The organism is Kitasatospora sp. NPDC048540 (genome assembly GCF_040651175.1).
Taxonomy (GTDB): domain Bacteria; phylum Actinomycetota; class Actinomycetes; order Streptomycetales; family Streptomycetaceae; genus Kitasatospora.
Genome location: NZ_JBEZIR010000119.1, coordinates 1 through 19,226 on the forward strand (window position 1 = coordinate 1; position 19,226 = coordinate 19,226).

18 protein-coding genes and 1 pseudogene are annotated in these 19,226 nt (G+C 69.4%); 1 reads left to right on the forward strand and 18 read right to left on the reverse strand.

What is annotated here, in order from left to right:
* The 13 genes and pseudogenes from AB0D08_RS32265 to AB0D08_RS32325 all read right to left on the reverse strand — a co-directional run.
* Window positions 1-356 (reverse strand): annotated as a pseudogene (locus AB0D08_RS32265) (hypothetical protein); the annotation flags it as partial.
* Window positions 353-892: a phage tail protein gene (locus AB0D08_RS32270; RefSeq protein WP_033818724.1), complete on the reverse strand. Its 540-nt coding sequence runs from the start codon at window positions 890-892 to the stop codon at window positions 353-355. The pseudogene AB0D08_RS32265 and the gene AB0D08_RS32270, both read right to left, overlap by 4 nt.
* Window positions 889-2,844, reverse strand: coding sequence for a putative baseplate assembly protein (locus AB0D08_RS32275; protein ID WP_033818723.1), 1,956 nt, complete (start codon window positions 2,842-2,844; stop codon window positions 889-891). Before AB0D08_RS32275 ends, AB0D08_RS32270 begins: the two co-directional genes overlap by 4 nt.
* On the reverse strand, window positions 2,844-3,263 hold the full coding sequence (locus AB0D08_RS32280) for a GPW/gp25 family protein (RefSeq protein ID WP_033818722.1): 420 nt from the start codon (window positions 3,261-3,263) through the stop codon (window positions 2,844-2,846). The genes AB0D08_RS32275 and AB0D08_RS32280 overlap by 1 nt, the downstream gene beginning before the upstream one ends.
* A 29-nt stretch (window positions 3,264-3,292) precedes the next feature.
* On the reverse strand, window positions 3,293-5,320 hold the full coding sequence (locus AB0D08_RS32285; RefSeq protein WP_035980270.1) for a phage baseplate assembly protein V: 2,028 nt from the start codon (window positions 5,318-5,320) through the stop codon (window positions 3,293-3,295).
* Window positions 5,321-5,323: 3 nt separating this feature from the next.
* Complete coding sequence (locus tag AB0D08_RS32290) at window positions 5,324-6,034, reverse strand: hypothetical protein (RefSeq protein WP_051811914.1); 711 nt, start codon at window positions 6,032-6,034, stop codon at window positions 5,324-5,326.
* Between the two features lie 10 nt (window positions 6,035-6,044).
* The gene (locus AB0D08_RS32295) at window positions 6,045-6,515 is read right to left on the reverse strand and encodes a phage tail protein (protein WP_033818721.1); all 471 of its coding nucleotides are present in this window, start codon (window positions 6,513-6,515) and stop codon (window positions 6,045-6,047) included.
* On the reverse strand, window positions 6,515-7,075 hold the full coding sequence (locus tag AB0D08_RS32300) for a phage tail protein (protein ID WP_033818720.1): 561 nt from the start codon (window positions 7,073-7,075) through the stop codon (window positions 6,515-6,517). Before AB0D08_RS32300 ends, AB0D08_RS32295 begins: the two co-directional genes overlap by 1 nt.
* A gap of 11 nt (window positions 7,076-7,086) precedes the next feature.
* Window positions 7,087-9,828 carry a DUF4157 domain-containing protein gene (locus AB0D08_RS32305; protein ID WP_359893801.1) on the reverse strand — a complete coding sequence of 914 codons (2,742 nt, stop codon included), beginning with the start codon at window positions 9,826-9,828 and terminating at the stop codon, window positions 7,087-7,089.
* Window positions 9,829-11,136: 1,308 nt separating this feature from the next.
* A complete protein-coding gene (locus tag AB0D08_RS32310; RefSeq protein ID WP_199520270.1) occupies window positions 11,137-11,289 on the reverse strand; it encodes a DUF6760 family protein in 153 nt (50 codons plus the stop codon).
* Window positions 11,286-11,675, reverse strand: a complete 390-nt coding sequence (locus AB0D08_RS32315) for a hypothetical protein (protein WP_033818732.1) — start codon at window positions 11,673-11,675, stop codon at window positions 11,286-11,288. The genes AB0D08_RS32310 and AB0D08_RS32315 overlap by 4 nt, the downstream gene beginning before the upstream one ends.
* A gap of 5 nt (window positions 11,676-11,680) precedes the next feature.
* The gene (locus AB0D08_RS32320) at window positions 11,681-12,142 is read right to left on the reverse strand and encodes a phage tail protein (RefSeq protein ID WP_033818718.1); all 462 of its coding nucleotides are present in this window, start codon (window positions 12,140-12,142) and stop codon (window positions 11,681-11,683) included.
* Between the two features lie 50 nt (window positions 12,143-12,192).
* Window positions 12,193-13,734, reverse strand: coding sequence for a phage tail sheath family protein (locus AB0D08_RS32325; protein ID WP_033818717.1), 1,542 nt, complete (start codon window positions 13,732-13,734; stop codon window positions 12,193-12,195).
* A 187-nt stretch (window positions 13,735-13,921) separates the two neighbouring features.
* On the opposite strand from AB0D08_RS32325, the gene AB0D08_RS32330 reads away from it, so the two are divergent.
* The gene (locus tag AB0D08_RS32330; protein ID WP_051811913.1) at window positions 13,922-14,671 is read left to right on the forward strand and encodes a DUF4255 domain-containing protein; all 750 of its coding nucleotides are present in this window, start codon (window positions 13,922-13,924) and stop codon (window positions 14,669-14,671) included.
* Between the two features lie 356 nt (window positions 14,672-15,027).
* Here AB0D08_RS32330 and AB0D08_RS32335 read toward each other — a convergent pair whose 3' ends face one another.
* The 5 genes from AB0D08_RS32335 to AB0D08_RS32355 all read right to left on the reverse strand — a co-directional run bounded on the left by AB0D08_RS32335 (window position 15,028) and on the right by AB0D08_RS32355 (window position 18,901).
* Window positions 15,028-15,582: a protein-disulfide reductase DsbD family protein gene (locus AB0D08_RS32335; protein WP_149037970.1), complete on the reverse strand. Its 555-nt coding sequence runs from the start codon at window positions 15,580-15,582 to the stop codon at window positions 15,028-15,030.
* Window positions 15,579-16,313 carry a thioredoxin family protein gene (locus AB0D08_RS32340; protein WP_359893804.1) on the reverse strand — a complete coding sequence of 245 codons (735 nt, stop codon included), beginning with the start codon at window positions 16,311-16,313 and terminating at the stop codon, window positions 15,579-15,581. Before AB0D08_RS32340 ends, AB0D08_RS32335 begins: the two co-directional genes overlap by 4 nt.
* A gap of 118 nt (window positions 16,314-16,431) precedes the next feature.
* A complete protein-coding gene (locus AB0D08_RS32345) occupies window positions 16,432-17,274 on the reverse strand; it encodes a CAP domain-containing protein (RefSeq protein WP_359893806.1) in 843 nt (280 codons plus the stop codon).
* Window positions 17,275-17,522: 248 nt separating this feature from the next.
* Window positions 17,523-18,305, reverse strand: coding sequence for a cytochrome c biogenesis protein CcdA (locus tag AB0D08_RS32350; protein ID WP_033818714.1), 783 nt, complete (start codon window positions 18,303-18,305; stop codon window positions 17,523-17,525).
* The gene (locus AB0D08_RS32355) at window positions 18,305-18,901 is read right to left on the reverse strand and encodes a TlpA disulfide reductase family protein (RefSeq protein WP_051811910.1); all 597 of its coding nucleotides are present in this window, start codon (window positions 18,899-18,901) and stop codon (window positions 18,305-18,307) included. Before AB0D08_RS32355 ends, AB0D08_RS32350 begins: the two co-directional genes overlap by 1 nt.
* Between the last annotated feature and the right edge of the window lie 325 nt (window positions 18,902-19,226).

Here is a 19,226-nt window from a genome sequence, read left to right on the forward strand (position 1 = left end):
GGTGGTGGGCCGGGGATGCCTCCGCCCCCTGGGATGCCGCCGCGTCCGGGTGGTGGGCCGGGGATGCCTCCGCCGCCCGTCCGGCCGACGACGGCGGGGCGCCCCGGCATGCCGCCTGGGCCGCTACCCGAGCGGTCGATGGGCTCCGCCTTACCGACGTCGGCGTAGATGACGGACTGCATTCGGGAGAGCAACCCCTTGCGGGGCGCTTCCGCCGCTTGTTCGGCCTCTTGGACGATCTCCTCGGAGATCTTCGGTGTGACCTGCTCCCCCACCCATTCGAGGAACCCGCCGCACGACCCGCAGAAGGAATCCGCGTCCTGGTTGTGGAATCCACATTTCTTGCAAGCGATCATCTTCGCGTCACCTCGAGTCGGTGGATGACATGTGCGGGCTTGGCAGCAGTGACCAATGCGTCGAGCAGGCTCGTGGAGACTCTGTCGGGATCGTCCACACGTATTCGGACGGCCAGGCGGGGAGTGTCCTCGCCCGGAAGATCTGCGCCCGGAGTGGTGGACCAGGCTGCGCCGCCGTTGTCGGCGACCTCGACCTCTCCTCCGGTCAGGACCTCGACGTAGGCACGCAGACCGGCGACGGTCCCGCGCATCCGGTAGAGCTCCACCGCCTGGGTGACGGCCCGTCTCGACCGGTCGAGCGGCCACTTGGGGTCGAGGGTGATGCCCACCCAACTCGCCAGCCACTCGAGGAAGTCCGTCGGGGCCACCAGGGGGTCGAGGTAGGCCTCGAGACAGTCGAGCGTGGAGATGATCGGCGCGAGGATGTCGTCCAGGCCCGCGGTCCACCGCATGGTGAACGGGTCCTCCTGGTAGACGGCCGGCATCAGGGTACCGAGCGGGTACGGGGTGGGGATCCCCGGCGTGGTGCCTCTCATGTCATCTCCTCGACCTTGACGTGGTGGTCGTAGGAGAAGACCAGGCTGTTCGGATCGAGGACCAGCCGGTTGGTCTGCGGGCCGCGGTCTCCGGTGACGGGGTTCGCCCCGAAGAGCCGTGCGTCCTCGACGTAGTCCACACCGTTGACGCGCTGGAGGACCGAGTAGATCTCGCCGACCTGGACGTCACGTCCGAACGGCCAGCCCTTGCCGTCGTTTCCGCCGGTGAGGGGATTGAGGAACTGGTAGAGCCCGTCGAGTGCCTCTTTCCGGATCTGGTCGAAGTCGGCGTACTGACGGGCGATGATCCGGGCGACCACGGTCACGCCCTGGTAGCGCGGCGGCTCGACCAGGACGCGGGCGCCCACGAGCCGGACGTCGTTGAGGCGATCGGTGATCCGCTTCAGGGTGTTCGTGGTGGGGACGAGGTCCTCGAACTCGATTCGGCCGGCCACATTCGCCGCGGTGGGGACGACCAGGACCTTGACGGAGCCGGCGTCGACGTCGTGCTCGCCGGCTGTCAGACAGCGCACCCGGGCGACCTCCGGGGCCGCCTCGTGGGTGATCGCCTCGTAGTCCTCCGCGGTCACCGCACGGCTGCGGGCCCGCAGGACGAGGGGCCCGCGGGCCTTGGCCTCCTCGATCGTCTCGCCGTCGACGCCGCCCTGGGCGGGGTAGCGGTTCTCGACCCGGGTGACGAACGGGATGGGGGATTTGAGCGTCTGGATGGCAAATCTGGCGACGTTCCCGCTCCGTCCTCCACCTGTCGCGTAACGGCGCAGCCGCACGGCGGCGTCCTGTGGCGGTACGGCGCCGTACTGGCGCAGCGACCCGTTTGCTTCGCGGACGGCGGGGCCGAATTCGATCCGTCCCATCGAGCCGTCGACGACGACGTGTCTGTCCTGGGGGCCGCTGTCCGCGAAGGTCTGTACCTGGTCCCAGCGCTCCCAGCCGTCGTCCGTGCTCACCTCCACGATGCACTCGCCCGCTCCGGTGAGGATCGGTGTGCGGCGGGCGGTGAAGGCCTGCCCGGGGACGCCTTCGGCCGTGCCGAGAGCCTCGTTGTCGATGATCTCCGCGTGGACGGACCGGGCGGTGCCCCCGATGGTGGCGGTCTTGATCCCGTGGATGACCGGGGGGACGCTGTAGCCGGGCTGGCCCTCTTCGGTCTTGGTGACCCGGGCCCGTAGCCATCCTCCGCGTTGGCCGTCGACGATGGCGGCCCGGTGCTCGGCCGGTATGTGGAGGACGATGGCTCCCTTGCGGTTCAGGCCGCCGGTGGGGTCTTCGGGTACGTCGCACTCGATCCACTCTTCGCCGTCGTAGGCCTCCCAGACGAGCGGCGGGTGTGTGGGGTCGACGCCGACGCCTTCCAGTTGGCAGTCGAGGTCGAGCCTGACCGCGCACCTGGGTACCGGCTCTTCCAGGCCGATCAGCAGTGCGTCGCCCGGCTTCGGTTCGGCGGAGAAGGCCGGGAACGGCTTGATCCGCTTGATCTCCGGGGCGGGATCCTGGAGTTCCTCGCCCTCGCTCTCCTCGGTTCGCAGGTACTTGAGCGAGCTGGGGACGAGGACGAGGTCTTCTGTGGTGGCGAAGGTGGTGCCGGGCTCGTTCCCCACCCGGGCCGTGGCGGTCTTGGTGCCGCGCGGGACGGTGTTCGTGGTGCGGGCCGGGGCGGTGAGCCAGAAGGTGACGGGGGCGCCGGCCGCGGTCGGCGGCAGCATGCGGATGCCGATCAGTTCCAGGAACTTGACGTAGAGCCGGTCGGGGACGCGGTTGAGGCGGTAGAGCAGCTGGTCGGTCATGAAGGCGAAGGTCTCGATGAGGGTGACGCCCGGGTCCGAGACGTTGTGGTCCGTCCACTCCGGACAGCGGCGCTGGACCATGCGCTTGGCATCGTCGACCAGGTCCTGGAAGCGGCGGTCATCGAGGTTCGGGGTGGGCAGTGCCATCAGAAGTCGGTTCCTTCGTCGGGGATGCTGTAGAAGGGGAAGACCAGGTTTCGCTGATCGTTGGTGGCCTTCACGGTGTAGGCGATGTCGATGTAGGCGGTGTTGCTGTCGTCCGGGTCGACCTTGACGTCGACCGAGGCGACGTCCACCCGTGGTTCCCACCGCGCCAGGGAGGTCCGGACGTCGTGGGCGATCTCGGAGGCCGCCTGACCGTCGATCGTGCGGAAGACGAAGTCCCTCAGGTGCGAGCCGAACTCCGGACGCATGGGGCGTTCTCCCGGGTAGGTCGACAGGATGAGCCTCATCGCTTTGACCAGCGTCGCTTCCCTGGAGACCGTGGCGATGCCGCCGCTGGGAGTGACGCTCAGGGGGAACGCCCATCCGATGCCGGCGAAGTCGGGGTTTTCGGTGTCGGCCATGTGCGTGACTCCTCTCGGGTGGTCGTGGGCTACTCGGCGTTGAGGGCGATGACGGCGGCGGTGGCGGTGATGATCTCGGCGGCTCCGAGGTTGAGGGCTTCGGCGGCCTCGATGTTGATCACGGGTGAGGCGAGGGTGATCTCCTCCTGTGCGTCGATCATGATCGCGCCACCGGAGAGGATGCTGATGCCGCCGCCTTCTCCCGCGACGATGGTGATGGTGCCCGGCGGGGCTTCGCCTCCTTCGCCCGGGACCGGGACGGCGCTGAGGTTGACGTTGCCGAACCTCTGATCGATCCTCAGTGCGACGTCGCCCTTCCAGCTGCCGAGTGAGACCGCGGACTCCTCGGCGGGAGGCATGCCCTCGGCCATGACGTCGGTGAACTTCAGGGCGTTTCCTGACGGGGACATGAACCCTTGGCTGATCACCGAGCCGCCGCCTTCGACCGTGGCGGGTGTGAACAGTTCCCGGTACACGCTCTCGGCGTTGATCAGGCCGCCGAGCACGAAAGGCCGTCGGATGTCACCGAACTCGAATCCGACCAGAACCTCGTCCCCCACCGCAGGCAGGAAGACGGAACCGGCGGTCGTCCCTGCCGTGATCTGTACGACCCGGGCCCAGTCGGACTCGTACAGTTCCGAGAGCCATGGCAGCTTGAACTTGACGCGTCCCATCTCCAGCAGGTCGAAGTTGTTGCTGACGATCCCGCAGAGGAACCCGTTGACCCGGGGTGGCGGCGCGGTCACCCGGCCGCCGTTGGTCAGCCCCAGCAGGGACCGGTCCTGCCGGCCGGACACCCAGAAATGGGTCCGGTATCCGCCTTCCTCGTCGTCGAATACGTGCCGGCCCTGGGTGACGATCCATACGCCTTCGAACATCGCCGGCACACCCTCCACCAGAACCGGGAGACCCGCCGAGACTCCCGGATCTCCGACGGTGATGCCCTCCGCCTCGGCGAAGGTGCCACCGAGCTGGTCGCCGATGCTGACGGACAGGGCTTCCGCGTTGAGCGCACCCGTGACCCCCATGCCGACCGGGCGGTCCATGACCACGTAGGCGAGGGGATCGGCCGGCGGCCCGGCATCCGCGCGACTCGGCACCTCCATCTCCTCGGCCTCCTGGGCGGCCATCTTCGCCTCCGCCTCGGCCTCTCCCGCTGCCTGTGCGATCTCCGCAGCCGCCATGGCGAGTTCGGCCAGTTCGGCCGGGGTCGAGGGGACGACCGCCGAGAGAGTCGCGGGTACGCCGGGTTCGGCGACCGGAAGACCGAGCTCCGGATCCCACATCCGAACCTCTGTGGTGGGGGTGAGGTTGTCGGCGCTGATGCTCGGCTGGAACCTGATCAGGTTCTGCTTGAAGACGAGGGGGGCGGCCCCGATCAGCTCGGCTCTCTCGGCGGCAAGGGGGGCGCCCTCGAGCCCGCTGCTCGCCGGGCGGAAGTAGAAGACGTCTCCCGCCTCGACGCCGAACTCGTATCCGATCTCGGACGCCCGGAAACTGAGGAACTCCCAGTCGGTCTGGTTGAACTGGGCGATGTGCTCGTGAAAGGTCGGGGAGGGGATGACCTCGCCGGCGACCAGACCGACGCGTACCGCGATCTCCGTCGCGATCTCCGCGTCGGTCGTGTTGAACCAGGCCTGGGTGTGCTTGGCTCGCTGCAGCCGGTGGAGCCGGTCGTATCCCCGCACCACGGTCGTGGTGGCCACCTGGTCGCAGATGGCTTCGAGGCCGGTGATCTCGCCGATCATCACCGGCCGTACACCGGTGCTCGGCCTGGGCGCAAGGATCGTGACCTGCTGTCCGATGACCAGCCCCGCCTCCTCGATGATCACGCCGTTGGGGTCGTGGATCGTGATCTCGAACATGTCCGGCATGTGCAGATGTGTGTCGACCACGACGCGCAGGATCTGCGGAGCAGCTCCGCCCTCGGCTGCAAGGGTGTCGATGATCGTCTGCAGAGGGACCGGCGGGCCCGGCATGGCGATTCCGCCTCCGATCAGCACACTGGCCTTCCGGGTGGCGGACCCCCCGTCCAGCGGAAAGAACGTGTCGGGCATGTCCTAGTCCTCGCGCTTCAGTTCACTCGGGTTGGGCACGTAGATGTACTGGCCGGGCCGTACCCGCAGCGGGTCGTCGATGTCGTTGGACCTGGCGAGCTCCCGCCAGTGGCGCGGATGGCCCAGCTCCTTGGTGGTGATCTGCGCCAGCCGCTCGCCTTCGCAGACCTGGTGGGCCCGGCGCCCGGGTAGGCCTCCGGACGTCGGGTTGGTGAACGGCAGAATCGGCGGCTGCTCGATGAGCGTGAGATTGACGACGGCACGGGAGGGCACGCCCATGCTGTCGAACCGCTCGTAAGTGACGTCGCAGTTGGTCATGACCACATCGCAGACGAACCCGTACGCCGGCAGACCCCATTGGAACTGGATCCGGGGCAGCTCCACGGCCAGGTCGAGGAGGCTGACCAGTGCCGCTTCCACTCTGTTGTCAGGCGGTGCGGCCCAGGAGAGCAGGAGGTCACAGCGCGCTTTGGTGTCCGTGCCTTCGAGGACGTTGCCGTTCACGCTGATGGTGATGAGCTCGCTCTCCTGCAGCTGGCTGCCGGTCGAACTGCCTGCCGTCGTCCGGCTCTTCGCCTTGGCGCTGCGTTTGAAGGTGATCTTGTTGGGGTTGTAGTTGAAGACCACGAAGCCGGGCTTGGGGGCGAAGCAGGTCAGCTTCGCCCGGTCGTACTCTCCCGCCGGTCCCCAGTTCTCGTATTCGGCAAGCGCCATGACCTGCTCCTTACAGAAAGCCCTGGTGGGCCAGTTCCAGGGTCTCCAGTGCCACCCCGCCGCTCCCCATGGCGTCCAGGTCGGGCCCCGCCCATTTGACCGGGTAGACGCCGCGGAGATTCCAGGTGTAGACGGGCGCCAGCGAGGCGTCGTAGAGGGTGATGCTGCCGGTGCCGCCCCGGTAGTCGCAGCTCGGTGCGTGGAACCATGAGGCCGCGACCTGCTTGAGGTATGCCTGAACCGTCGACGATGTGCTGTTGGCGATCGCGCGCTGCAGGGTGATCGTCTGGTATTCGAGCTGCTCGGCGAGCATGGAGACCGGCGACTCGTAGTTGCCGCCCTCGTAGATGGGCTTGTGCTTGAAGGAGACCGTCAGGCCCTTGCAGCTCTTCCACGCCCCCAGGTCCAGGCCTTCGATGGTGACCTGGAAGCGCAGTGTGATGCCGGGGACGAACTTCTCCTGCTGAACCGCCCCGGTCATCAGACAGCTCCACCCGCGGTCCCTCGCGCCGCGCCGCCGCCCGCGGACGTGTCGCCGAATCCCGCAGAGGTCGACGATGCCTGGACCGACCCGGGCGCCAGCAGCGCGCTGTTGAACTTGGTGTCGTCCTTGAGGAATCCCTCGTGCGCGAGCGTGAGGGTCTCGATCGCCACCTTGCTCGCACTGGCGTCGAACTTCTCGATCGCCCACTTCAACGGCATGACGTTGATCAGCGTCCAGGTCATGATGGCCTGGGTCTCGGTGTTTCCCAGGTAGATGGTTCCGGACCACTTCTGCAGCGACAGGGACCCCTGGGAAAGCCAATCCTGAACCGTCTGGGACTGGGCGCATGCAGCCCGGGTCAGCACGATGTCCGAGTACTTGGTGGACCCGGGGTAGTACAACCGGGAGTTTCCCGAATCTCCGGCCCGGTACTCGCACAGTCCCCAGGTGACGTCGAGTCCGCCCACCGTCGACCAGAATCCGAGGTCGATGTTTGTCGCCCCGTCCAGCTTGACCTGGAACCGGTTGGCAAGTCCGAGTGAATCGAAAGTCGTCATTTCTGCTCCATTTAACGGAAATCACTGAAAATTCCTTGGCGGGCACGGTCGATTCTCAGCTCCCGTGCCAGCCTGCTCCGGATGCGGGGGTACAGCCTGTCCGCGACCTCATTGAGATCGAGATCGTCCAGGCTCGCCCTCCCGCCCGTGGAGGTCTTGTTGTCGGGTGACCCGGGATCAGGCGCAGCGACGGTGGCCGCGGCCTGCCCTCCGAGAGTCACTCCCGCGCCCGTCACCGCGGCCAGCAGGGTGCTCGCCGCGGCCGAGCCGCTCACTGCGGGTGGCAGGGTGCTCGCCGCAGCCGAGCTCACTGCGGGCGGCAGCCCGCCGGTGGCGGCTATCTCTTCCGGCTCCTGCGCGAGGTCGCCCTCGGGTCCGGCCCCGAAATCGTCCTCCGGTTCCGGCTCTTCGTCCGCCACCGGCTCGAAGATCGCAGCTCCTGCACGCTGTTCACCTCCGTGTTCGGCCCGCCATTTGTCATTGACCTTGCGGCCGAAGATGCCTCGGAATGTCTCGGCGGCCCCGAGAGCCAGTTCGGCCTTCGCCGCGCGCCCGAAGGCGGCCATGGAGAGCCCGGCCTCCCCGCCTTCGAGTTCACCCCGGATTCCCGCGGAGACGATGATCTCGACCGGTATTTCACTGGATTGCTTTCCTACGTTCTCGTCCGTATCGAGTCGGGATCCCGCGTCCGGCGAGGCGAAGATCACCTCACCTGCCGGGCGGAAGCTGTCCTGGAGGAGGACCGCGTATTTGATCTTCTTGTCTCTGAGAGCCTTCTCCGCCTCGATCTGCTTCTTCCCGATCACTGCGGGCATCTCGAGCGGCTTGAGCTCCTTCTCCGGTTTCTTTTCCGGCTTCCTGCCGGACCCGGTCGACGGTTTGGTGCCGACCACCGGGGTCTTCGTCACCTCCGGGGGCGGGGGGACCGAGGCCATGACCGTCGCCGCCCCGATGGCGGCCGCCGTGGTGATCGCGGCCGATGGTGGCGGGGTCTCCACCGCACCCACCGTGGTCGGCAGGCTGACGCCGGCGCCCGGGGTGGCCGGTGAAACCCCGCCGGCACCCGGGGTGGCCGGCGGGTTCCCGCCGGGGCTCGTGGTGACGGATGTGCCGGGAGTGCCTGCGGCAGCCTCGGGCGGCCGCACGGGCCCGGGTTCCGCCCCGGGCACGGGCTGTGCCGTCGTGGTCGGCTCGGGCAGGGGCAGGGGCAGGGGGACGACCACCGCGGGCGTCGTACCTCCGCCCGGCGTGGCACCGCCCGTCGGCACCTTCGAGGCGGCCGGCGGGGTACCCGTCGCCGTCTGCGAGGTCTTCGCGGTGGTCGGCGCCGGAACCGGAGTCTTCTTCTCGCTCTCCTTCTTCTCGCTCTCCTTCTTCTCGCCCTTCTCTCCCCTGCCCTCCTTTCCCTTGCTCTCCTGCTCCTCGTCGTCGCCGTCGTCGTCCTGTGACCCGGTGAGCGGCGTATGGACTGTCGCTTCGGAACGCCGGGCCCCGCCCATCTCGCGGAACCTCTTGCGATCCCGGTCGTCGATCTTCAGACCGAACATCCCCATGAAGGTCTCGGCGGCGCCGAGAAGGAGATCACCGGTGATCGCGCCCTTCTCGTCCTTTCCCTCGGACACCACCACCTCGACCTCCGTGGTGTCCTGCATGACGATCTCGTCCGTGGGGGGCTCGATGTAGAGGACTCGGCCCTTCTCCAGCAGACTCGGCTGGTAGGAGACCTTGATCGTGAGGCCCTCGTAGCCGCCGCGTTCCTTCCAGAACTTCTCGGCCTTCTTCGCCAGCTTCTCCAGCTCGACGAGCGCCTCGATCTTCCACTTGCCGATGACCTTCGGTATCCGCGGCAGATCGTCCGTCGAGGCCCCTTCCTTCTCCGCCAGATCCCGCAGGAGCGCCTTCTCCTTCTCGATCTCCAGCGCGAGCTTGGTCTGGCCCTCGAGGGCCGGGAACGTCGAGGGCATCTTCTCCGCGTCGCCGCCGCCGTCCGTCCAACGTGCCTGGACGGCTGCGAGCTTGGTGTTCTCAAGCCAGGTGGTGTTGGTCAGGTCCGAGGTGTCGGCCTTCAGCCACTGCTGCACCTCGTAGGCGATATCGCGTCTGTCGTTCTCGGACAGCTTGGGATCGTCCAAGGTGGTGATCTCGCTGATCCCCCGGGCCTCCGCGATGGCCTTGAGCTTGATCTCCTGAAGCTTCTCCTCGGTTCCCAACCGCTGTGCCACGGTGGCGGACAGGTCCGGGAGCTCGAAGTCCGTGCCGATCAGCACGTTGCCCGCCCCGTCGCGGTGGGCGATGCCCTGGCGGACCAGTTCGTCGATCACCTGCTGGACCTGTCGGTCCGTGCTGGCGGCGGCCGGCGGGTGGGTCAGCTCGGCCGGGGCCGTCGCCCCGACGGCCAGGGTCTCGGCCTGCCGGGCCTCGGCCTCCAGCGCGCGGCCGTGGACGGTGTGCTCCTCGGGGAGCGCGCTGCCGAGCGTCCGCTGCTGGACCACGTGCATGAGTTCGTGGTTGAGGACGGCCCGGGCCCCGGGCGAGTCCAGTGGCCCTTCCGCCGACGGCAGGTAGACCGCGCCGCCCCGGGAGAAGGCGCGCGTGTGCAGGAGCCGGGCCTCGGTCGAGGCCTGCGGTCCCCGGTGCACCGGTACCCGGGAGACGTCCGCGCCGTACGCGGCCTTGAACGCGGCGGCGACCGTGGGCGGTACCCGCTCGACGTCCGGCGGCGGCGGCGCGGCCAGCGGGATCGCGGCGAGCACCTGGGCCGTGGTCGGAGCCGGCTGGGGGGCCTCCTGCGGGGCCGGACGGTAGAGCGCCTGCGCAGCGGGCTGCGGTTCGGCGCCGACGGCCGGCCCCTGCGGGCGTTCCCCGGGCTGGGCGCTCGCCGGGTGCAGCAGTGGCGGCAGGTTCGAATCCCCCGCATGGCTCTCGGGGAGCGGCAGGGGAAGCGCGGGGAGGGTCCTGGGGCCGGGGTCCGCATCGGGGGCCGGGGCGGACCCGGGAGGCGGAGGATGCGTAGCAAGGTCGGAGCCGCCGCCGTCGGAGCTGTCGTCGGTGTCCGCGGTGTCGGTGGGAGTGGAGTCGGTGGGCGCGGCGTCGGTGGGCGCGGCGTCGGTGGGCGCGGTGTCGGAGGCCGTGCCGTGCCGGAGCGGGGGCAGGTCGGAGCGCTGACCCGGTGTCTGGCTGATCGGGGCGCCCAGGCCGAGGCGGCGGCTCTCGCCCAGACTGCGTCGCCGTGCCGCGGGCCGGCCGCGTTCCACAGCGGGCAGGGTGGGCAGGGGCCGCTCGGGCTCTTCCGTCTGTTCGGGGGCGGGCGGTTCCGGTGCCTGCCAGGAGGCGATGAGCCCGTGCCCGGAGAAGTCCAACGGGGGCAGTTCCACGTCCTCGGTCTCCCGGGAGGGAGCCGGCTCGGGGGTGAACAGGTGGGCCTGGGTGGCGGCGGCGCGGAGCCAGCCGGGGGCGCGGTACGGTTCGGCCGGTTCACGGGCGTCTCCGACGTAGGACTCCACCGCCTTGGTCAGCGGTGCGGCCTGCGCGGGGGTGCGGTCGTGGGTGGCGACCCAGCGCAGCGGGCGGCTGCCGCGCGGCTGCGGGTCGGCGTCCGTGCCCGGGTGGTCGACGCCCGTCTCGGTGGAGGGAGTTCGGCTCGCTCCGGGTGGGGTGGCCGACCGGGTCGGGTCTTCGGCGGCAGGCAGCACGGTGGCCAGGAGATCCGCCCGGCCGACGGGCGCGGCCGAGCGGTCGACGTGCGGGGAAGGGAGGAGCGATCGGGTGCCGGCCACCTGGGGGAGCGTCATCGGTGCCGGGCCGACGGTCGGTGCCACCAGTGCCGAGAGGGTGCGCAGCGGTGGTGCGGTGACCCAGGCGCCGGCCGTCGCCCGGGCCGGCTGGGTCGCCGGTCCGGTCGTGGTGGCCGGCGGGGACGCCGTGGCGGACACCGGAGTAGGGGAGTCCGCACCGGCGGGCGCGTGCGCGCTCACGGGCTGTGTGGAGCGGTTGCGCCAGAGAGGCCAACGCATTGCTCGTTCTCCTGGTACTGGGTCGAGGCGGGCTGAGGTGGGTGGTGGTCACCCGCCGAGGCGGGTGTGGATGCGGCCGATCTCGTCGATGACGCGTTCGCGCATCGGGTGTTCGAGGTCGAGGATCGAGTCGAGTGGCCAGTGGAGGTAGTAGGCGACGTACGCGGTCTCCTCCCAGAGGCGGTCAGCCGCGTACGTCACGATCCCCCCTTGGCATCACCGGCGATGTCCACGGCGAACTGGTGCCCGCAGGAGGGGCATCCGACCGCGGCCTCGGTGTGGCCGTCCTGGTTGATCCGCCGATACAGGTCCTGTAGGAAGGCCAGGTCGGAGGCGAAGAGGTTCTCGATGACGAAGGTGTCGACCCCGGCGAGGGTGCCGAGCTTGGTGACGGTGCGTTCCAGCAGGAGGACCGTCAGGTAGGCGGGGTTCTGACGGACCCGCGGGTCCGTCTGTGTGGTGAGCTCGTCGCGGGCCGTCGCCAGGCGCATGACGCCTTCGCGGTGGACCTGGCCGTGCTCGTCCACGAAGCCGCGGGGCAGGACGAACGGGTATTCGGTGCGCATTCCGGCGTCGGGCGGGGCCATGGTGGTCACGGCGCCACCCGCTGGATGTTCTCGCACACCAGGGTGACGGTCTCCATCAGTACTTCGTTGGAGCCTGCCTTCAGTGCGCCGACCTCCAGCTTGCTCGGCCAGGCGTGTTCGAGGTAGTACCGGGCGACCGGCTGGCCGTCGAAGCTGTACATGACGAGTGAGGCGCTCTTGCGGGCGAGTGTGAGCTCGCCCTCCAGTACGGCCTGGTGCCAGGACCACAGCTCGACACCGCGGGTCTTGCCGCGCTTGAGGATGACGGTGGGGGGCTTCCGCTTGCCGGGGAGCTTCTTGAAGATGACCTCCTTGTCGGAGGACGAGAGGTAGTCGACCGGTTCGACTTCCGTCGTGATGCCGGACAGCTCTGAGAAGGACGCGATCTCGTAGCCGTCGATGACGACTGAGAACCGTGCCGCAGTCAGGGCGTCTTGGGGCTGCTGGGCCCCGAGTCCTCCGACCATCGTTTATTTCTTCTTTCTTGAGAGGGGATTGTCCGTGTGGGCGGACGTGTTCACTCCTCGAGGCCGGAGCCGTCGGAGTACTGCGAGATCCGGAAGACGACGAACTCCGCCGGCTTGACGGGTGCGATGCCGATCTCGACGTTGAGGATTCCCTGGTCCCGACTGGACGGGGGGTTGTTCTCCTCGTCGCACTTGATGAAGTACGCCGAGTCGGGGGTGCGGCCGAACAGTGCTCCGTCGCGCCACACCTGGCGCAGGAACATGCCGACCGTGCGCTTGACGGAGTCCCAGAGCTTGGGGTCGTTGGGCTCGAACACGACCCAGTTGGTGCCCTGGAGGATGGACTCCTCGACCCAGTTGAAGAGTCGGCGTACGTTGATGTAGCGCCACTCGGGGTCGCTGGAGAGGGTTCGGGCACCCCAGACCCGGATGCCCTGGCCGGGGAAGGCGCGGACGCAGTTGACCCCGATCGGGTTGAGCTGGTCGTGTTCGCCCTTGGTGATGGCCAGTTCCAGGGCGATGGCTCCGCGCACGGTCTCGTTGGCGGGGGCCTTGTGGACGCCGCGGGTGGCGTCGTTGCGGGCCCAGACGCCTGCCATGTGGCCGGACGGCGGGACGACGACGGCCTTGCCGGCCACCGGGTCCATGACCTTCAGCCACGGCCAGTACAGTGCCGCGTACTTGGAGTCGTATCCGGCGGTGTCCTGCCGCCAGTTCATCACCTGGCGGGCGTTCAGGCCGGGGGGTGCGTCGAGGATCGCGATGCGGTCGGCCATCAGCTCGCAGTGGGCGATCATGCCGAGCTGGACGGCCTTGACGCCGTCCATGTCGAGGATGCCGCGCTGGTAGGCGGCCATGACGTCGGGGACGCACAGCATGGTGATCTCGTCGATCGCCTCGAGGCCCGCGAAGCCGGTGCGGTCGAGGGAGTCGCCGAGGTAGTCACCGGCGGAGACGCGGGGGACGGTGGGCGCGGGCTCGTCGACGGTGGTCAGCGACACCCGGCTTCCGTGCGCGGGGGCGACCGCCGCGACGCCCTTGATCTCCTCCAGGAGGATGAGCTTGGAGGCCTGGCGGACCGCGGTGACGACGTTCTTGGGGCCCTTCTTCACGGTGACGTTGTCGTACGTCTCCTTGGTCTCCTTGGGCCCGCTGCGGCTGACGACCAGCTTGAAGGTGTCCTCTCCGGGCTCGGACGCCTCGCTCACCTCGACGGTGATCTGCTGGCCCTCGTCGCCGGGTACCAGGGCCTTGGCGATCAGCGCGGGCCTGGTGGAACCGCTGCCGGCGGGGAGGGCGGCCTGCGCCGGGGTCTGGGGCACGGGATCGGATCCGCCGATGCGGACCACGTAGGCGACCCCGCCGCCGTTGAGGAAGTAGCCGTAGACGGCGTGGGCGAGGTAGCTTCCCTCGATGAAGTCGCCGAAGTTCTGGGTGAACTGGGACCAGTTGGTGACCAAGGTCGGCTCGTTGACCGGGCCCTTTTCGGCGAATCCCACGAAGCCTGCTACGGCTGTGCCGACGCCTTCGATGGGCCTTGAACCGGAGGAGACTTCCTCCATGTACACACCGGGTGACAGATAGCTGGGCACGAGCCCTCCTGCCGTGAGTAGAAGTTTGCTGTCTGATGCCGAGACTCGCAGGCGGGGCGGGGCGCAGGGATGGGCCTTAGGACGGCCAGTGAGGCGTCGACCATTGCGCCATCGGGCACGGGGAAGGGGCCCCGGTGACTCCCGAAGGTCACCGCTTCGGCGGTCACGGAGTGCGCACGCTGGGGGCATGTTCCATGAAGTAGACGCCGCTCTGCGGGACTTCCTCACTCCGTTGTTGCCGCAGGATGCGGTGGTGACGTTCGAGTCACCTGCTCCGGTGGAGAGCGGGGACGGCGGGGCGCGGTGTTCGGAGGTCGTGCTCTTCCTGTACGACGTGCGGGAGGATCCGAACGGGCGCGGCGCGGACTTGACGGACGTCCGCGACGCGCAGCACAAGGTCGTCGCCCGGAAGCTGCCCGCGCGTCGGTATCAGCTGACCTATCTGGTGTCGGCGCAGGCCGCTACGGCCGAGGCGTCGCACGGTCTGCTCGGCCGGGTTCTGTCGGTGCTGGTCACCAGGGACACGCTGCCCGTGGAGTGTCTGGGCGGGTCGCTCGCGGAGGCGGGTCTGCCCGTCGGTCTGCGGGCGGCTCCACCGTCGTCCACGGCGGCTTCGATGGATCTGTGGTCGGCGTTGAAATCCTCGCCGCGGGCCTGTCTGGAGCTGGTGGTGACGGCTCCGTTGGTGCCGGACCTGCCGATCGAGGTCGAGGAGGCGCCCGGTTCCTTCGGTCTCGGCTTCTATCAGCTGTCCTCGCCGGAGGAGGACCGGTCCGGCGCGGCGGCGGACCCTGTGCCGGCGCGGAGTTTCACGACCGTGCGGATCCGGGAGCGTGGCTCCAGGGAGTCCTCGTCGAAGGACTCCCCGCCGAAGGAGTCCCCGCCGGTTCCGGGAAGTGGTTCCGGTCGTCTGCCCCGGCGGGGCCGTGGAGAGTGATCGGCGGCCTGCACTCTTGTCTGACCACGGTCATGTATGCGACCCTCGTCGCGCGGTCCCCCTCGCAGGGTCCGGCGGTTGACGGGTGACACCGCCGGACCCGAGCCAACACGGGACGTCGCTTCCGGGCAGGCCTGTGACCGGGTTCCGGTCACAAGGTGAGGGCCTGCCGGGTGACGTCGGCTCCTGAGGAGCGGGTGGTGAACGTGCCCTCCTCCCGCTGTGCGTCCGCCGGAGTGGCACATGGAAAGCGCCGGCCCGCTCCCTGTCCTCGGGGAGCGGGCCGGCGGTCCACCGCGGCGGGACGCGGGCCCTGTGTGGCGCCCCGGTGGTGCCCGCGGTGGTCTCGGGAGTGGTCAGTGGCGGACGGCGATTCCCTGGTCTCCGACCGTGAGGGCGACCGGGTGATCGTCCACGGGTGCGAGGCAGCCGTCCTCGCTGCATGCGGCGTAACTGATCAGCGTAGTCGCCTCGCCCGTCCCGCTCTTGGCGAGCGGCACGGTGAAGGTGACCGGGCCGTCGGGGTAGACCGGTACCTCGGTGGAGGTTCCGGCGTCCGTGATCTGGCGGATCGCCGACGTGGTGCTCGGCGCGCCGGACATCGTCAGTGAGCCGGTCAGCTTGATGACCGTGGGGCGGCCCAGGCCGTCGATGCCGTCGGGCGGGAGGTCCATGCTGTAGATGTGGTAGCCCGCCTTCTCCGGGGTGAAGGTGATGCTGGCGGTGCCCTTGTTCCCGTCCCAGTTCCCGAGGCTCAGCGCCACGGTCACGCCGCCGTCGCTGAACGTGGCGGCGGGCTTGGGGGCCGCAGCTGTACCGGTACCGGTGGTGCCGGCGCTGGCACTGGTGCAGCCGACGGCAGCCAGCGCGGTCAGGAGGGCTGCCGCGTAGAGGGGGGTTCGGCGGGTCACGCGGCCCACTTCCGGAGGAATGCGGTGAAGCCGTCGGCGGTGGTCTTGGGCCGCTCGACCTTCTGGGTGCTGGCGGTGACGGTGCCCGAGGGCGTCACGACGATGAGTACCGGCATCGCGTAGCTGCCGGAGGAGTCGTAGCCCTGGAGGATCTTCATGTTGGTGGTGCTGTGGTCGCCGATGTCGACCTTGACGAAGTGGTAGGAGGAGTTCAGCGCGTTCTGCACGTCGGCGTTGCCGGTGAGGAGCTTGTCGAGGGCCTTGCAGTTGCCGCACCAGTTGGCGCCGAAGTCGAGCAGGACGTTCTTGCCGTCGGCCTTGGCCTTGCTCATCGCGGCGGCGATCTCGGCCGCGGAGTCCGCGTTGGCGTTGTATCCCCCGCTGATGGCGGCGGCGGGCACGGCGGCAGCGGCCCCGCCGCCGGAGGCCGGCTTGGCCGGAGCGGCTGCGGCCTTGGTGGTGCTCTTGGCCGCGGCGGTGGTCTTGGCGGCCGGGCTGGCGCTGGTGGCGGGTGCGCTGGGGGCGGCGGAGGGAGTGGCCGCGCCGCTCGGGGTCGATGCGGGAGCGGGCGCGGCGGCCTGGGTGGACGACGAGCCGAGCGAGGGCACGACACCGGTGTCGAGGGCGACGTTGGCAGCCGAGTCGTGGGCGGCCTTGGGGTCGTCGCAGGCGGTGAGCGCCGCGCCGGTGGTGGCGACGGCTATGGCCAGGAGGAGCGATCGGGTCCGCATGTGGTTCTCCCTGGGAGGGTTCCGGTGGGATGGGGATGTCTCTTGGCTGTCCGGGAGCTGGCGTCGGCGGGTGGGCCGCTACGTCAGACCGGGGTACTGGTGGGGCGTTGACGGATCGTCATCCGGAGAAGTCCTGGGTCATCCACACCGTGCCGGAGCCGTCCTGGATGACGGATATGCCGATGCGGGTGAAGGAGGTGCTCAGGATGTTCCGCCGGTGCCCGTCGTTCGGCGGCCGCTCGGCGAGCATGTCCTGGGTGAGCTTGACGGCCATGTCGCCGACGGCGGTCGCGTTCTTGGCGGGTCCTCCGGTGCCGATGTTCTCGCCGGCGGAGGACCATCGGACGCCCTGTGCGGTCTCCCGCTGGCCGACCGCCGCCTCGCCCGAGCACTGGTGCGAGAGTCCGCACCCGGCCGACATCGCCTGGGAGTGCAGGAGGGCGCTGCTGTTGAGGCCGTCGAGGAGGGTGAGTGCGGCCAGCCCCTGGTCGGCCCGGGCCTTGTTGATCTGGTCCAGGACTCGCTGGGCGGCGTCCCCCGACGAGGAGGCGGACGATCCGGAGGATCCGGAGCCGCCCTGGCCTCCCGCATCGGCCGAACTCTTGGCCGGCTGGGACTGGGCGGCGCTCTTCGAGGACTTCGCTGGTGCGTCGGCCGGCCGGGACGCCGCGGCGGAGCTCGGCGACGCGGCCGGCGGGGCCGACGCACTCTCGGAGACGCTCGCGGTGGCGGTCGGATCCTGCGAAGGCGTCGGGGAGAGGGGAACAGCCGTCGCCGTCGGGAGGTTGAGGGAGTCGGCCACCGAGGAGGTGGCGGCGTTCTTGGCGGGCTGTCCGCCGTCCCAGGACGCCAGGGCCACTCCGGCCACCCCCGGGATCAGCAGGGCGGCGACGACCAGCAGCCGACGGCGGGGCCGGCGGTGTCGGCGACGCGACGGTCGCATCCGGGGGCGGATTTCCATGTGCGGCTCTCCTCCGAGAGGTGGTCGGTCGGTCCTGGCGGCGGTGGGCGCGTTCGCGGCTTCCCGAGGCTTCGCGTCCCGGGGCGTGACCGCCGGCGAAGCGCGCTTGATGACCTTGATCCTAGGACCATCGATTCGGACAAAAAGAGCGAATCGACCTACTTAACGAACCGCTAAGGAAGGGCTCATTCCCCCCTTCGGCAGTCCGGCCGCACGGCAACCCGGACGCCCCCGAAGCACCCCGGGAATCACACGGAGGACGTGAACTGCGAGGCCCACAGCTGCAGTTGGTACACCAACTGATCCCAGGCCCCAGTGGCCAGCAACAGGCCGACCACGACCAACATGCCGCCGCCGGCCCGCAGCACCCACTGGTAGTGACGCTTGACGACACCGAAAGCCCCCAACGCCCGCCGGAAGGCGAGCGCCGCCAGGACGAACGGCAGTCCGAGCCCGACACAGTAAGCGGTCATCAGCAGCGCACCCCGTCCCGCACTCGCCTCGTTCCAGGCGAGCGCCTGGACGGCGGCGAGGGTCGGACCGATACAGGGTGTCCAGCCCACACCGAAGACCACACCGAGCAGCGGCGCACCCAGCAGACCGAGCGCCGGCCGGTAGTGCGACCGGGCCTCCCGCTGGGTGAAGCCGGGCAGGACACCCATGAACGCCAGCCCCATGACGACGGTCAGCACCCCCGCCACCAGGCTGATGGTCCGCTGGTGCTCGAGCAGCGTGTGCCCGAAGTAACCGAACAGGGCCCCGCCGGACACGAAGACCGCGGTGAACCCGGAGACGAACAGCACGGACCCGGCGAGCATCCGACCACGACGCCCGCCCCGGGCATCCGCCAGATCGGTGGCCGACAGGCCGGTGACGTAGGTCAGGTAACCGGGGACCAGCGGGAGCACGCACGGGGAGAAGAACGAGACCAGGCCCCCCAGCACGGCGACCGGCAACGCGAACAGCACCGTTCCGTGGAGCACCGTCTCGTTACCGGCAGCGGCCAGACCCACTGAGTTCGCGAGCGCCATCACTGCCCCTCCGCCACGACCGGGTCCACCATCCGGTGCAGCTGCTCCCCGGTGAGCGGCTGCAGTGCGCGCGCCGCGATCCGCCCGCTGCGGTCGACCACCAGGGTCGAGGGAATCGCCTGGGCGTTCAGCACGGAAGGCGGGAAACCCAGCAGCGTCATCCCCTGCGGGTCGTACAGATTGGGATAGGTGATGCCGTGCTCACGCACGAAGGCCCTGGGGGCGTCGGGCTTCAGATCCTTGACGTCGATGCCGAAGAACTGCACCCCCTTGTCCGCGGTCTCCCCCGCCACCTTCGCGAGATCGTCCGCCTCACCCCGACAGGGCCCGCACCACGACCCCCACAGGTTCACCACCACGACCTTGCCGGCGAAGCCCGACAGGATGACGGGCTGATCGTCCAGGCCGCGACCCGCCACATCGGGCACCGGCTTGCGCTGCGCGACGGGAATCATCTCGATCCCGTCGTCGGCACCCGCCGCGCCCGGCCCGGCGCCCTGGGCGGTCGAACAACCCGCCAGGACGAGCACCGCCCCCGCTCCCAGAACAGCGGCTCCGGCGGCCCTGCGGCCACCACGAAACGGTCGATGGTTCATGCGGAGTCCTTCGATCACGCCGCCGGCGCCCTGGCATCGGCCACCACACCCGGCAGGGCATCGGCAGCGCACGGGTACGCCGAACCGGCAGGCAGGCATCGGTCGGTGAACACGGCTCACCGGCATCGGCAGAAAGGGCCGGCACGAGCCGCGTCGACGCCCGGCGGCGAGGCACGACCCGGTGGAAACCACTACGAAGCCACCGGGTCGTCCGCCGCCAGGCAAGGCGAGCATAGGCGGCGCCACCGCTCCGACAGGCCCTCCGAGGCGATCTTCAGGAACAGCTAAGGAAGCCATCACCCGCACTGCAAGAAAGGCAGCTCAG

What these genes read in the sequence shown, in the direction of transcription:
- AB0D08_RS32350 (WP_033818714.1), bottom strand. Translation starts at nt 18,305, where the DNA reads ATGGCGCTCGCGAACTCAGTGGGTCTGGCCGCTGCCGGTAACGAGACG.
- AB0D08_RS32295 (WP_033818721.1), bottom strand. Translation starts at nt 6,515, where the DNA reads ATGACCGGGGCGGTTCAGCAGGAGAAGTTCGTCCCCGGCATCACACTG.
- AB0D08_RS32270 (WP_033818724.1), bottom strand. Translation starts at nt 892, where the DNA reads ATGAGAGGCACCACGCCGGGGATCCCCACCCCGTACCCGCTCGGTACC.
- AB0D08_RS32290 (WP_051811914.1), bottom strand. Translation starts at nt 6,034, where the DNA reads ATGGCGCTTGCCGAATACGAGAACTGGGGACCGGCGGGAGAGTACGAC.
- AB0D08_RS32275 (WP_033818723.1), bottom strand. Translation starts at nt 2,844, where the DNA reads ATGGCACTGCCCACCCCGAACCTCGATGACCGCCGCTTCCAGGACCTG.
- AB0D08_RS32340 (WP_359893804.1), bottom strand. Translation starts at nt 16,313, where the DNA reads ATGCGGACCCGATCGCTCCTCCTGGCCATAGCCGTCGCCACCACCGGC.
- AB0D08_RS32345 (WP_359893806.1), bottom strand. Translation starts at nt 17,274, where the DNA reads ATGGAAATCCGCCCCCGGATGCGACCGTCGCGTCGCCGACACCGCCGG.
- AB0D08_RS32315 (WP_033818732.1), bottom strand. Translation starts at nt 11,675, where the DNA reads ATGGCCCCGCCCGACGCCGGAATGCGCACCGAATACCCGTTCGTCCTG.
- AB0D08_RS32320 (WP_033818718.1), bottom strand. Translation starts at nt 12,142, where the DNA reads ATGGTCGGAGGACTCGGGGCCCAGCAGCCCCAAGACGCCCTGACTGCG.
- AB0D08_RS32330 (WP_051811913.1), top strand. Translation starts at nt 13,922, where the DNA reads ATGTTCCATGAAGTAGACGCCGCTCTGCGGGACTTCCTCACTCCGTTG.
- AB0D08_RS32285 (WP_035980270.1), bottom strand. Translation starts at nt 5,320, where the DNA reads ATGCCCGACACGTTCTTTCCGCTGGACGGGGGGTCCGCCACCCGGAAG.
- AB0D08_RS32355 (WP_051811910.1), bottom strand. Translation starts at nt 18,901, where the DNA reads ATGAACCATCGACCGTTTCGTGGTGGCCGCAGGGCCGCCGGAGCCGCT.
- AB0D08_RS32300 (WP_033818720.1), bottom strand. Translation starts at nt 7,075, where the DNA reads ATGACGACTTTCGATTCACTCGGACTTGCCAACCGGTTCCAGGTCAAG.
- AB0D08_RS32280 (WP_033818722.1), bottom strand. Translation starts at nt 3,263, where the DNA reads ATGGCCGACACCGAAAACCCCGACTTCGCCGGCATCGGATGGGCGTTC.